This window comes from Bacillus sp. 205(2023), assembly GCF_037027485.1.
GTDB classification, from domain to species: Bacteria; Bacillota; Bacilli; order Bacillales; family Bacillaceae; genus Bacillus; species Bacillus halotolerans.
Genome location: NZ_JAXCHF010000018.1, coordinates 25914 through 38514, shown reverse-complemented (window position 1 = coordinate 38514; position 12601 = coordinate 25914). Strand labels below are relative to the sequence as shown.

Genomic DNA, 12601 nt, shown 5'->3' with positions numbered 1-12601 from the left:
ATACATTTATTATTATAACAACATTCGTATTCAAACGAAACTAAACAGCCAATCACCGATAAGCTATCGGCAATTGGCTGTATAAAAGGTGTTTTGATCCCTGTCTCAAAAACGGGGGTCAGTCCCAAAGGTCCCGGCTCTTTTTTTATGCTTGTGATACTTTTTGGGTTAAGCGGTACAGAAATGCAAGCTGCTGGAAGGCACCGTCGATTCGTTGAAGGAATTCTTGGTTATTCATATTCAGCACCTCTTCTTTTTGAAGCTGAATGCCGCATAACAGCTCGGCTTTTTTTATTGTCTGCAACCGTTCAAACAGTGTCTTGAGCTGTTCCTTGTCCATTTCTGACTGCTTATGGACCCCTGGTTTTGTGTGATCTGCAGACCAAACAAAGCTGTCTGGAATGTGATTGGTAACGCTGTCTTGATTCGCTTCAAGCAATTTGCCGTATTCTTCTTTTATAGGGGACTCATAAATGATCGCGAACCATACAAAAACATGGCTCTCCCACAAGCCGATTTGAAAATGCGGCAGTTTTTTATAGCCTCTTTTGCTGTTTGCGAATGCCACCCAGCTGTCTGCAGGAGGGTTGACTGATCTCCTTGCATGCTTGGCCACATGGGGAAACATTTCATCTCCGGTTAAAGCGGATAATGTCGGGGCAAAGTGCTCACCTAAAGCAGTCAGCTTCGGACGAACCCGCTCTTTTAACACCTCCATGCGTGCGTCTAAGCCGTCTATTGTAAATGTGTTAAAGTCTTCTTCAGTAAAACGCATTTGTGTCATGATTTTCCTCCTTCATGCTAAGTATACATATTTTATCACAGTTAGAACGCGCAGCAAAAAGATGAGCACGCGTTTGAAGAGAGGGGGAATGTGGTAATAAACGAATAGGTAAACACACAATTTTCAGAATCATGTTACAGGTAAATAGAAGAATCATAGGATATAAGAAGTATCATTGTTGAATGGCAAAATGGGATGCTTTTTTAAAACAAATGATCTCTGGAAGGGGCGAAAGACAATGAGGCAAGTTGTGAAAGAGGGATTTAGGGAAGAGAAAAACAACCGTGTAGCTGTCTGGAGACTAGAGGTTGATTATGAATTGGCAACCCTTTATGAGGCAATGCAAAAGGAAAATGACGAACAAATTGAGCTAAGCAAAAACAAACTTGAACGTCTCAGAAAAGAATGGATTCGCCTCAACGGGTAAAAAGCTATAGTGAAAACGAACCGCGTGAATGGTTCGTTTTTACGTGAGAAGGCATATTTTTCATTTTCCTTGCTTTTTCACCGCCGTTATCAGTATCCTATAAAATAAAGGTCTACATAGAAAAGAGGTACGTATGAATGACAAATTGGACGGAAATTGATGAGACTGCAAAGAAATGGATAAAAGAAGCAGGCGCAAGAATTAAACAGTCGATGCATGAAAGCCTGACAATTGAAACAAAATCAAATCCGAATGATTTAGTCACCAATATTGACAAGGAAACGGAAAAGTTTTTTATCGACCGCATCCAAGAAACCTTTCCGGGGCATCGCATACTCGGAGAAGAAGGACAAGGAGACAAACTTCATTCGTTGGAAGGTGTCGTCTGGATTATCGATCCGATTGACGGCACGATGAATTTTGTGCACCAGCAAAGAAATTTTGCAATCTCAATCGGTATTTTTGAAAATGGAAAAGGAAAAATAGGATTAATCTACGATGTGGTGCATGATGAACTGTATCACGCGATTAGCGGTAAAGGTGCTTATATGAATGATACGAAGCTGTCTCCTTTAAAGGAAACCGTTATTGAAGAAGCGATTCTAGCCATTAATGCGACATGGGTGACGGAAAACAGAAGAATTGACCCGGGTGTGCTGGCACCGCTTGTGAAAAGGGTGAGAGGAACACGCTCCTATGGATCTGCCGCTCTAGAACTGGCAAACGTCGCTGCGGGAAGAATTGACGCTTACATTACGATGCGGCTTGCTCCTTGGGATTACGCAGCCGGCTGTGTGCTGTTAAACGAAGTAGGGGGCATTTATACAACGACTGAAGGCGAACCGTTCACCTTTTTAGAAAATCACTGTGTGCTGGCCGGAAACCCATCTATACATAAAACAATATTTGAAGAGTATCTTCATGCTGGAAAGTAGGCCATTTGAGCAGGACGACCTCTGCTTGTTGGAGATGCTCGCGGAGGCTCATCCTGTATGGAAAGAGGAGGAGTTTGGGGAGAAAGATGCAGAAAGCTATATGATCTCCTACTCGATGTATAACGGATCATGGCTTGTTTGGGAAAAAAACGGTCTGCCTGTTGCCGTCAGTTATCATCTTGAATGGGCTCCTTCCAACGGAAAGCCATGGCTGGGAACAGTGCTGGTTGATCCTGTTGAAGAAAGAAAGGGACATGCCAGGAAGATCATTGAACAGATCGGCCAATCACTTCAAGACAAACATAGAGCACTATTTACAGCGGTTCCGATTGACCGGAATGAATGGATCCTGTTTTTGAGCCAATGCGGCTTTGAACAGCTCAAGACGGAGAAAGATGAGGGTGACAAGCTGTACATAATCATGGTAAAGCCTTTAGTTTAAGCTGCCGTATACATGACGGCAGCTTATTTTCATGTGCAAAAAAACCTCCCAATCCTTCACCGTCGATTGAGAGGCGAGCCTGGTGAAGAACCAGGGGGGTTATTTTTTTACGGCATGTATATAATGAATGGTTTCAAACGCTGACAAATAATCCGTTCGTTTCTTGAAGAAAAGGTCATTGATTTCGGCTGGTGATACATGTTCATAGATGAGTAAACCAGCTGAATCTAATGCTTTTTCGATTTCAAGATAAGTAAAACACGATTTCATCGGTTCACCGCTTGCTGAAGCCATTTTCACCATATGTTCAACTCTATTAGACTTTCCTTTTGTTTCAAAGAGCGTTTCGTCTGCGTAATCAAAAACGATAGAGCTTCCGGAGGGGACATGGGCAAATAATTGGTTAAGCAGGCTTTTATTCTCTTCTTTCGTCAAATAATAAGAAACGCCTAAAAGGCTGAAGAACGTTTTTTGGTTATCAAAGCCTTCATTTAAGAGAGGCTGATATGAAAACGTTTTGGTAAAGTCCATAGGAACCAAATGAAGATTCGCTGGAATAGTAAGCCTTGCATCATCCAGTCTTTTCTTTTTCAATTGCTGTGTAGCCGGGTAATCAATTTCAAATATGTCTAAGCTGTCTTCCAGCTCTGGATGCCGGAAGCAGAATGTATCTAACCCGGCGCCAAGAATGACATACTGTTTTGCTCCCAGCACCACTTCGTTGCGAAATACTTTCTCACAATATGCTGCTCGAGCTAAGGGCGTAGGGGAAAGCTGGACTTGTGTAATCCACTTTAGTATCTCTTCTGGGTCATCTTGAAACTTTCGGGCAATATCTTTATTGAAAAACTGTATGCCTTGTATCATATTTTGACTAATATCAGAAAACTCTTTTTCAGAAATAAGGTCTTTGGCGAGATAATCGTCAAAAATTTCAGGTGTATCATATTGACTGTGATAGGCTCGGCTAAATGCTGATATCAAAGCTGTTAAACTGGACTCATTTTCCCTCATATCATGTCCTCCTGATAAACAAAAATAAGATTCCCCTGGCCAGGAGAATCTTATTATACACACAAAAATATTAATAGTAAATTATAGCATAAATAAAAATTTTTGTCAATGTATTTGAGGCTGGAAGAGTAAGATTCTTCTATTCAATTTTTGGCTGTTTAAATGAGAATGAAAGAATGTTTTTACAATACGAAGTGTTTGGTCTTGGGTAAACCGATATGTCCGGCACCTTTTACTTTATACATAATTCACCATGACCTGCTTTTGTAAGTGCTCTGTATAAATCAGCGCTTTGCTTATACAGAACAACGTCATTCTGATCACCGTACATTATGAGAAGCGGAGTCGCCTCGCGATGAACATAAGCGGCTTGTGCCTAGCTCTAGAACCTGAAGTATATTTGTTCCGGTCCAGCAGTCGGGATGAGAGTTTTCATGAGTGTGGAAAAGCTCACCTTCTTCAACAATCTCTTTTGACATCAATGAAGCCCGATTTTTTTAACAATCGGCTGATTTGGCGGATAATGACCGAGTTTGTATTTACACTGTCTGCGATTTGTTCAGAGGCAAGGTGGTCATATGTACGGCTATCGTGAAACAGCTGCTGATTTTTAAACAAACTTGAAAAAAGCCTGAGATATCTCAGGCTTTTCATTTAGACATTACAAACCGACGGCTTTCCAGGATGCTTCAACTTTTGCGGCATCAGTTGAGCCATAAAGGTCACGGGCAGACTGAATGAGGGCGGCCTTTGCATCTTTGAAAGTGGAATAAGGCGTAAGGTACGTTGTTAACGCACGGTAATAAATCTGTTGTGATTTAGATATGCCTAGGCTTGTAATGGTATTGTAAGCGGCTTTGTTTGGAATTCCGCTGTTTATGTGTACACCGCCGTAATCGCCTTCATCTGTATTCGGAAGGTTTTGATAGTTGGCGTAATTGTCAGGCTGGTCATATTTTGTCGGATTGGACAAGCTGCGGAGAGCCGGCTGGCTGACCGTAATGTCTTCACCGATATCCCAGTCTTCTGTATCAGTGAAATAACCGAATACATCAGAGAACGACTCGTTTAATGCCCCAGGCTGATTTTCATAGACAAGGTTGGCTGTTTCTTGAGTGACACCGTGTGTCATTTCATGCGCTGTCACATCCAATGAGCCGGAAAGCGGGGAGAAGAAGGAGCCGTCTCCATCACCGTAAATCATTTGATCCCCTGTCCAAGCGGCGTTATTATAACGGCTGCCGTAGTGAACAGAAGAAACGATTTTACTGCCTTTGTTGTCATAGCTATTTCGTTTAAATGTCGAGTAAAAATAATCGTACACTTTACCCAGGTTATAGTGGGCATCTACAGCTGCGCGCTGTGATGAAGTTGTGAATTTATTTGTTGTGCTTGAGACAAGTGTTCCCGGAAGGCGGCTTTGTCTGTTTTGTAAATCATATGTGATAATTTGAGTGCCGGTTGGTTTTGACAGATCTCTTAAAACATATTTGCCGCTTTCATAAGAAATATTCAGAGGAACTGTTGCGCCTTTTAGTGTTGTCCCTGATCCTGTTGCGGCTGCATGCTCTACTTTATTTTGCTGTTTTAAAATGCTGCCTGATTCGGCATCCACTAAGACTTCCCAGTTAGCAGGTTCAGGTTCGATATAGCGAATCGTGACATCGTAAGCCAGACGATAGCCGCCGTCCTCTGTTTCTACCGCTTTTAACTCTGCTTTATCGCTGTTTTTTGCGCTTCCGTTAGAAACGGCGTCAGGTGATTTGCCAATGGCTTTAAAAGCGAGTGCCAGTGCTTTGTCAGAGGATACCTTTTGGCTGTTTTCTGTTTTTGAAGCAGACTGATTGTGCAATTCTCCATTGATCGCATAGACATTGTCAGATTTATCGACGTGAACGATCACTTGCGAATCTTTAATAGGCACTCCGTTAATGACAGGCACGTATCGAAAGTGCTTGTACCCAAGAGCGTCAGTTGTGCTTTCCACAAGTTTCAGTCTTTTGGCGGGATCGCCTTTAAACACTTTGCTGTTCTTTTTCAAAAACTGTTTGACAGCTTTGTCATTTGGAGCAGAGAGCTCTGTTTGTGCAATGGCGCTTTTAGGGAGAAAGTTTGTTTGATTCTCCTTAAGCTGGTCATTCTCAGCAGCCTGAACACCCGGAAGGCCGATTGATAAACTCATAAACGAAGCAGCGACAACGACGGACAATTTCTTACCTAAACCCACAATAAATCCCCCTTTTTGAAAATACTGAAAAATCTTTATATCGTTATATTAAACGAGCAATCTGGTATTCTCAACAAAAACTAACATAACTAGACAAAATTGATAGAATTGTCCTGTGTTTATTTTTGTTGAATAATATCAAGATGAGTCAAGTGTCATGTGATGGATGAATTGCAAGAGTTATGTCGTCTTTATATCGAAGGGGGAGATGAGAAATTTTTGTTTTTATTGAAACTTTTTAACAAGCGGCTTGTCTAACCGGATGAGGCCTTAATAAGAAGTAAAGGATTGTTGTTCGTGTTTGATTTATTCAGTCATTATGTATTGCATTTTGAACGTTATTTTATTTTGAGCAGGCAAAGCACTTTGCTGATTCAATGGTCAATTGTTGCCCTTGCAGCACTGTATATATTGGCATATCACCCGAAAATCAATCGGCGCCATACATTGTTTTTTGCTGGAGTATTATTACGGGTTGTTTTGCTGGCGGGCGTGTCTGTTGAACTTGTTCATCAGGTGCAGGTAACGAACTTTACCAGCGCTTATTTAAGGGATGAGGGGAACGAACTGCTGCCACTGCTGCATTTTTTCTTATACGGGTATGTGCTGCTGACGGCTTTTCATTATATGTTAATGCTTCGTGATCATGGCGGAAAAGGGATGTTTTTTACGTTTGATCTGGCTGTTGTCAGCTTGCCGATTGTGCAGATGGTATTCAGTCTCTTTTCGTATTGGAAGCAATATCCTGATGAGATCGAGCCGATTGTATACGGTTCTCTTTTTTTAATGATCATTCTTCCTATTGTATTGAATGTGCTTTTTTTCAAACTGTATTGGAGAACAAATAAGATTTTACTAGGTTTATATTATTCGCTGATTGTCGGACTCCTTGTACTGCTGCTTGTGCCATATTCCGAGCACATTTCAATTGACTATGGTGCTGCAATGCCGTATACGATTTATTTGACAATGGCGGGGTTTTTGATGAGTTATCATCTCTTCCAAAAGTCAGGTAAAGCTTATGTGCGTATTAAGAAGGGGCTGACGATCGCTGTCATTGTGATGTTTATTTTGCTCTTAAATCCGATATATAACTTAGGAACGGTTGCTTTCGCTATATCAAAGCCAGCAAATGTCACCGATACATTCAATTTTGTAGGAGAGCATATTTCATCTGAAAAAGCGGAACAGATTTTAAAGTCATTTTTTCCGACGGATGAGACATTATTTTTACACAACACAAATATGGATGTGCATTATTTCTACTCATTTGAAAGCATGAGTTATGAGGCAGAGGTTGATGAAATATCCCAGATGATACGTAATTATCAGTACTTGAAAAAGGCACATGGGAAAACGCTGGCTGATCAGGAATACGTACGGAAGTCAATCGCTTTTCTTGAGCGACACGGACGAGTGTTAAGTAAGGATCATATCGAAACAAAAGTATCTAAAGAAGACGGTCAGACAGCCGTTCGTATATTCCTCAAAAATCAATTTCATAAAAAAGATAACGATGATGATGGCACAGTATTTTATTGGGAAAAGGAAACCTTAATGGGCTTTAGTGAAGACCCTTCAATTTATCAGCTTGATTCCCTTCGGCATGTTCATATCACAGAACAAGACATACACAACAAAGTGAAGGAAATGTTTACAGCTTTGAAAATACCTCAACAGCCTTATCAAATTACAGATATTGAAAGTAACAGCCTGCTTGGAAGCCTGGTGCGGGTTGAAACAAAAGAAGGAATGGTTTTGTCCTTCGAGGCTGAAACCGGCAGTTTGCAAAGTCTTTCACTTCCAATTAAAAGAAAAAATTCACTGACAAATAGTCAGCTGCAACAGCAGATGTTATCGGTCTTCGAAGCGGATGTATCAGAAATAAAGAAAAAAAGCAGGCAGAGTGATAAGGTGGTGTATTCTGATTCCGCTAAAACATATGAGTTTTTTGAAGATCAAGGGTTGCTAAACGTTTATGTTTACAACGGTACACCCGATAATTCATTCCCGTATACGTATCGTGATGGCAAATTGGCTTATGAAAAAGTAGCTTCTGTATATAAGGATGTCATTTACAAAAAACGCATGCGTCCGATTATCGTTCAAAGAGGGAATGAACGTCATTATGCATGGCTGATCATTATTCAGCCGTTCGGATCAAACCGTCATGATGCTTATGTGGTGGATGGAGAAACTCAAGAGGTGAAAAGTCTTTATGAATCATAGAGAAAAAGAGTCTGTGTTTTTAGATTTATACGACCTATATAAAGAAAGAGAGCTAGAGGATGAATCAATGGAATGGATGAAACAGCATGAGCCGTTATATCAAAAAAATGCGGAAGGCTTAAAAAGTGAAACTTGTTCAAAGAGAACTGAAGATGAGAGCCAAATCAGACATATGAAAGTATATATGTCTTCCATGTATATCTGTTTCATTTTATTGGCCATTTGGATGACGGTGTGGTTTTATTTTTAATGAAACAGAAGGATTCGATTGAGAATTTGTATCGACAGTATTACCACGAGATTTTGAATTATCTATTTCGGAGAACTCATCAACTCGAAACAGCCAAGGATTTAGCTCAGGACACTTTTGTGAAAGCCTTTAACGGGCTTGCTTCGTTTAAAGGGCACTCCTCCATCAGAACGTGGCTGTATACGATTGCACACCATACATTTATTAATTGGTACCGAAGGGAAGTTAAATACCAATTTACTGATATCAGCTTAAATGAAGGACTGAAGCAAACCACTTATGAACAGCCGGAACAGTATCTTTCGCGGACGGTTAAAAGTGATACGTTGCGGCAAGAGCTCCTGCAGCTAAAGGATCAGCACCAATCCGTTTTGATTTTAAGAGAATTTCAAGAGCTTTCTTATGAGGAAATCGCCGAAATCTTAGGCTGGAGCCTTTCGAAAGTGAAAACCACTCTTCACCGGGCTAGATTAGAGCTCAAGAAAAACATGACGAAAAGAAGAGAGGAGGAGCGGATATGACCTGCTTTCTAGTAAGAGACCTTCTCCCTCTGTATATTGAAGGTGATTGCAAAAAAGAAACGGAAAACTTCATTGAAAAGCATATAAACACCTGCCGCAGCTGCAGAGAAATGTTTGAACAGATGTCTGAGCCTTTTGAGTTTAAAGATGAACAGCCCCCTCAAGATGCTGTTCTGCCTGAAGAAGAAATCCGTTTTAAACAAAGATACTATGGTTTGCTGATTATTAAAGCAGCCTTCTGGTTTGGAGCTGTGTTTGCTGTGATGCTGATCATCAAACTGCTGATATAAAGGAAAAGCGCTTGCCGGATTTACGGACAAGCGCTTTTATTACATTAAGCTTGCGGATGAAGCATTTGGTAGATGGCTGCAAGCTGTTCTTGAGACAGTGCACCGAAGAGCTTTTCATAAAAATCAGCCTGCTCCGGTGTCGCACCAGCTTCTAAAGCTGCATCTTTATCAAAGCTGTACGCTCCATCTTCTGAAACAATGGATGCCTGCAGAATATGAATTTTAAGGGAAACAGCGGCGAAAAATTGGTCAAGCGCGAGTGCTTCTTTTTCTGTGAAGCCGAGCTCAACAGCTTTTTCTGTATCAAATTTGTAGCTGCCGTCTTCAACATACACACATTGTGAAACAATATCGAAAAATTCAGATGTCGATTCCCACAATTTCGCAATGATTTGAGCCTCTTCTTGTGTCATTCCTAACTCGACAGCTTTTTCACTGTCGAAATAATAAACTCCGTCTTCTTCATATATACATTGATTTAATAAATCGAAAAATGTATTCAGGTCTTCATTTGTGATTGTCTCCTGCAAAGCAGGTGTGCTGTGACTAACTGTTTTTGCGCTTGCGGCATCAGGACCGAAAGTAAGCAGGGTGGCTGAGGTCAGTGCGGCAGTTGTAAGTATGGCTTTTTTTACAAATGGTTTCTTCATGTTTCGTCTCTCCCTTTTGTGAATTGTGGTACAAATCCCATTATAGGGAGAGGCTGGTGTGAGGAAAATAGGCTTTATGGTAGTTTGTGTATATCAATGTCGAACCACTTTCGTTTGGTTAAAAGTGTCATATTTAGAACGATTGTCTATAAATGGATGCTGTTTTGCTTCTTCCCGCCTAGGAAACAGGGGAGATAAGCCTTACGCAACGAAAAAACACCGCATTCATTTGCGGTGTTTTTGATTACAATGTCTTTAGCAAGGATAAGCTTTTAATCGAGTAATCCTTGCTCGCGCATTTTCTTTTTTAACGTAAATCCGCTTCCCATAACGGCGCAAACGAGCACAATGCTGGCGATAATGCCCCACGCGCTTTTTTCGGCGATAAAGACGCCGATCAGCATTATGCTGAAAACCGCTGCAAATGCAAATAATAATAAAAGCCAATTCATTTTTTTCATATTTCCATCCCCTTTTACGTCTTATAATAAGTTTACAGAAAAACGTGACGCTTTTAAAGAGGATGTGTGGTATAATATGAAAGTTATCTAATTTTTTTAGGAGATGAAAAAGTGAAACTTCGAAATGATCTTCGCAACATCGCGATTATTGCCCACGTTGACCATGGGAAAACGACTCTAGTCGATCAGCTTTTACACCAGGCTGGTACATTCCGTGCCAACGAACAAGTTGCTGAACGCGCAATGGACTCAAACGATCTTGAACGCGAACGCGGCATTACAATTTTGGCGAAAAATACTGCGATTAACTATAAAGATACACGCATTAATATTTTGGATACCCCTGGACACGCAGACTTTGGGGGAGAGGTAGAACGGATTATGAAAATGGTTGACGGCGTACTGCTTGTCGTTGACGCATATGAAGGCTGCATGCCTCAAACTCGTTTCGTTCTGAAGAAAGCTCTTGAGCAAAATTTGAACCCGGTTGTTGTTGTGAACAAAATCGACCGTGATTTCGCACGTCCTGAAGAAGTTATCGATGAGGTTCTTGACCTGTTCATCGAGCTTGACGCAAATGAAGAACAGCTCGAATTCCCGGTGGTATATGCTTCCGCGATTAATGGAACAGCGAGCCTTGACCCTAAGCAGCAAGATGAAAACATGGAAGCTTTATATGAAACGATTATTAAGCATGTTCCGGCACCTGTTGAGAATGCAGATGAGCCGCTTCAATTCCAAGTTGCACTTCTTGATTATAACGACTATGTAGGCCGTATCGGAATCGGACGTGTTTTCCGCGGTACGATGAAAGTCGGTCAGCAGGTTTCTCTTATGAAGCTTGACGGTACAGCTAAATCATTCCGTGTGACAAAAATCTTTGGTTTCCAAGGCTTAAAACGGGTGGAAATTGAAGAAGCAAAAGCGGGAGACCTCGTTGCGGTTTCCGGTATGGAAGATATCAACGTCGGTGAAACAGTCTGTCCTGTTGAGCATCAAGAACCGCTTCCGGTGCTTCGCATTGATGAACCGACACTTCAAATGACATTTGTCGTGAATAACAGCCCGTTTGCCGGCCGTGAAGGGAAATATGTAACAGCCCGTAAAATTGAAGAGCGCCTTCAGTCACAGCTGCAGACTGATGTCAGCTTGCGTGTCGAGCCTACAGCTTCTCCAGATGCTTGGGTGGTTTCCGGCCGCGGTGAGCTTCACCTGTCTATTTTAATTGAAAACATGCGCCGTGAAGGCTATGAGCTTCAAGTGTCAAAACCTGAAGTTATCATCAAAGAAATTGACGGTGTACGCTGTGAGCCTGTAGAGCGCGTGCAAATTGATGTTCCGGAAGAGCATACAGGCTCTGTAATGGAATCAATGGGAGCGCGTAAAGGTGAAATGATCGATATGATTAACAACGGTAACGGCCAAGTCCGTTTAATCTTTACAGTGCCTTCCCGCGGATTGATCGGTTACTCAACAGAGTTCCTGTCATTAACACGCGGCTTCGGTATCCTGAACCATACGTTTGACAGTTACCAGCCGATGCAGGCGGGCCAAGTCGGCGGACGCCGTCAAGGTGTGCTTGTGTCAATGGAAAACGGAAAAGCGACATCTTACGGAATTCAAGGAATTGAAGACCGCGGTGTGATCTTTGTTGAACCTGGTACTGAAGTTTATGAAGGAATGATTGTCGGAGAGCATAACCGTGACAACGACCTTGTTGTCAATGTCAGCAAAATGAAACAGCAGACAAACGTCCGCTCTGCAACAAAAGATCAAACAACAACAATTAAAAAAGCGCGCATCATGTCTCTTGAAGAATCTTTAGAGTACTTAAACGAAGATGAATACTGCGAAGTAACGCCTGAATCCATCCGTTTAAGAAAGAAAATCCTTAATAAAAACGAACGTGAAAAAGCGGCTAAAAAGAAAAAAACAGCAGGATTGTCTTAATCCCTTGCAGAATTTGAAAAGATAGAACCCGTACGCTGCAGGGGAGGGAATCTTTTTGAATGACGTAAGCGAACGCCTGTCGTTCTTCGCCGCTCTATATCAAGTGGACCGGCAGCCAGCAGCAGGCATGTGGCTGCTGTATGGCACCATTTTTGTTTTAGCTGTTATTGTGTTTAAGCTTGGATTTGCAAAACGGCTTCCGGTATTAAAATCAGCAGTGGTGTACTTATTTCTGGCTTTAGGCTGCACTGTTTTGACTTTTCTCGGTGTATTTTTGCCTGTGGCAGAGGGATTGGTCGTCGCTGCATTGATTTTAATCATTTACAAAATTCGGCTGTATCAGTCGAAAAAGGAACAGTCCGCAAAATCATGAAAAAAGACTCAGCATCTCGCTGAGTCTTTTTTTTGTATTCTGTATGAA

15 protein-coding genes and 1 pseudogene are annotated in these 12601 nt (G+C 41.5%); 10 read left to right on the top strand and 6 right to left on the bottom strand.

All coding sequences use genetic code 11. The features are described from left to right. Positions 1–85: IS3 family transposase (locus WA325_RS20700; RefSeq protein WP_134980913.1), on the top strand; the 85-nt coding region annotated here is incomplete at its 5' end. Positions 86–145: 60 nt separating this feature from the next. Here the strand turns inward: WA325_RS20700 and WA325_RS20695 are convergent. Beyond that, positions 146–784, bottom strand: coding sequence for a YktB family protein (locus WA325_RS20695; RefSeq protein WP_059292842.1), 639 nt, complete (start codon positions 782–784; stop codon positions 146–148). Positions 785–1022: 238 nt separating this feature from the next. Between WA325_RS20695 and WA325_RS20690 the strand changes: the two genes are divergently transcribed. From WA325_RS20690 to WA325_RS20680, 3 genes are all read left to right on the top strand, one after another. Further along, the gene (locus WA325_RS20690; RefSeq protein WP_010334110.1) at positions 1023–1211 is read left to right on the top strand and encodes a hypothetical protein; all 189 of its coding nucleotides are present in this window, start codon (positions 1023–1025) and stop codon (positions 1209–1211) included. Positions 1212–1348: 137 nt separating this feature from the next. Then, positions 1349–2146 (top strand): inositol-1-monophosphatase, encoded by a 798-nt coding sequence (gene suhB / locus WA325_RS20685; protein WP_105992125.1) that lies wholly within the window; start codon positions 1349–1351, stop codon positions 2144–2146. Positions 2147–2171: 25 nt separating this feature from the next. Next, positions 2172–2588, top strand: coding sequence for a GNAT family N-acetyltransferase (locus WA325_RS20680; protein ID WP_336184145.1), 417 nt, complete (start codon positions 2172–2174; stop codon positions 2586–2588). Between the two features lie 99 nt (positions 2589–2687). Here the strand turns inward: WA325_RS20680 and WA325_RS20675 are convergent, their stop codons facing one another. The 3 genes and pseudogenes from WA325_RS20675 to WA325_RS20670 all read right to left on the bottom strand — a co-directional run bounded on the left by WA325_RS20675 (position 2688) and on the right by WA325_RS20670 (position 5829). Next, positions 2688–3602: a class I SAM-dependent methyltransferase gene (locus WA325_RS20675; protein ID WP_248336838.1), complete on the bottom strand. Its 915-nt coding sequence runs from the start codon at positions 3600–3602 to the stop codon at positions 2688–2690. 377 nt (positions 3603–3979) lie between these two features. After that, positions 3980–4240 (bottom strand): annotated as a pseudogene (locus WA325_RS21520) (Rrf2 family transcriptional regulator); the annotation flags it as partial. A gap of 23 nt (positions 4241–4263) precedes the next feature. Next, positions 4264–5829 carry a M4 family metallopeptidase gene (locus WA325_RS20670; protein WP_336184144.1) on the bottom strand — a complete coding sequence of 522 codons (1566 nt, stop codon included), beginning with the start codon at positions 5827–5829 and terminating at the stop codon, positions 4264–4266. A gap of 288 nt (positions 5830–6117) precedes the next feature. Between WA325_RS20670 and WA325_RS20665 the strand changes: the two genes are divergently transcribed. Genes WA325_RS20665 through WA325_RS20650 form a run of 4 tightly spaced genes read left to right on the top strand, consistent with a single transcriptional unit; the run spans position 6118 to position 9119 of the window. After that, positions 6118–8058 carry a hypothetical protein gene (locus tag WA325_RS20665; RefSeq protein WP_336184143.1) on the top strand — a complete coding sequence of 647 codons (1941 nt, stop codon included), beginning with the start codon at positions 6118–6120 and terminating at the stop codon, positions 8056–8058. Further along, positions 8048–8308, top strand: coding sequence for a hypothetical protein (locus tag WA325_RS20660; RefSeq protein WP_248336832.1), 261 nt, complete (start codon positions 8048–8050; stop codon positions 8306–8308). Before WA325_RS20665 ends, WA325_RS20660 begins: the two co-directional genes overlap by 11 nt. Beyond that, on the top strand, positions 8308–8829 hold the full coding sequence (locus WA325_RS20655) for a sigma-70 family RNA polymerase sigma factor (protein WP_105992128.1): 522 nt from the start codon (positions 8308–8310) through the stop codon (positions 8827–8829). Before WA325_RS20660 ends, WA325_RS20655 begins: the two co-directional genes overlap by 1 nt. Beyond that, a complete protein-coding gene (locus tag WA325_RS20650; RefSeq protein WP_105992121.1) occupies positions 8826–9119 on the top strand; it encodes an anti-sigma factor family protein in 294 nt (97 codons plus the stop codon). The genes WA325_RS20655 and WA325_RS20650 overlap by 4 nt, the downstream gene beginning before the upstream one ends. A gap of 44 nt (positions 9120–9163) precedes the next feature. Here the strand turns inward: WA325_RS20650 and WA325_RS20645 are convergent, their stop codons facing one another. Both WA325_RS20645 and WA325_RS20640 read right to left on the bottom strand, forming a co-directional pair. Beyond that, positions 9164–9769 (bottom strand): hypothetical protein, encoded by a 606-nt coding sequence (locus WA325_RS20645; protein ID WP_193660477.1) that lies wholly within the window; start codon positions 9767–9769, stop codon positions 9164–9166. 272 nt (positions 9770–10041) lie between these two features. Then, entirely contained in the window at positions 10042–10230 is a 189-nt protein-coding gene (locus WA325_RS20640) for a YlaF family protein (protein WP_010334117.1), read from the bottom strand. Between the two features lie 111 nt (positions 10231–10341). Between WA325_RS20640 and typA the strand changes: the two genes are divergently transcribed. Together typA and WA325_RS20630 are read left to right on the top strand one after the other, a co-directional pair. Next, positions 10342–12180, top strand: coding sequence for a translational GTPase TypA (typA, locus tag WA325_RS20635; protein WP_010334118.1), 1839 nt, complete (start codon positions 10342–10344; stop codon positions 12178–12180). Between the two features lie 55 nt (positions 12181–12235). Beyond that, positions 12236–12553, top strand: a complete 318-nt coding sequence (locus tag WA325_RS20630) for a YlaH-like family protein (RefSeq protein WP_024121276.1) — start codon at positions 12236–12238, stop codon at positions 12551–12553. Positions 12554–12601 lie beyond the last annotated feature (48 nt).

Excerpts from the sequence above, each read along its gene's own strand:
- WA325_RS20655 (WP_105992128.1), top strand. The coding sequence starts at position 8,308 with ATGAAACAGAAGGATTCGATTGAGAATTTGTATCGACAGTATTACCAC.
- WA325_RS20650 (WP_105992121.1), top strand. The coding sequence starts at position 8,826 with ATGACCTGCTTTCTAGTAAGAGACCTTCTCCCTCTGTATATTGAAGGT.
- WA325_RS20675 (WP_248336838.1), bottom strand. The coding sequence starts at position 3,602 with ATGAGGGAAAATGAGTCCAGTTTAACAGCTTTGATATCAGCATTTAGC.
- WA325_RS20645 (WP_193660477.1), bottom strand. The coding sequence starts at position 9,769 with ATGAAGAAACCATTTGTAAAAAAAGCCATACTTACAACTGCCGCACTG.
- WA325_RS20690 (WP_010334110.1), top strand. The coding sequence starts at position 1,023 with ATGAGGCAAGTTGTGAAAGAGGGATTTAGGGAAGAGAAAAACAACCGT.
- WA325_RS20640 (WP_010334117.1), bottom strand. The coding sequence starts at position 10,230 with ATGAAAAAAATGAATTGGCTTTTATTATTATTTGCATTTGCAGCGGTT.
- WA325_RS20660 (WP_248336832.1), top strand. The coding sequence starts at position 8,048 with ATGAATCATAGAGAAAAAGAGTCTGTGTTTTTAGATTTATACGACCTA.
- suhB (WP_105992125.1), top strand. The coding sequence starts at position 1,349 with ATGACAAATTGGACGGAAATTGATGAGACTGCAAAGAAATGGATAAAA.
- WA325_RS20695 (WP_059292842.1), bottom strand. The coding sequence starts at position 784 with ATGACACAAATGCGTTTTACTGAAGAAGACTTTAACACATTTACAATA.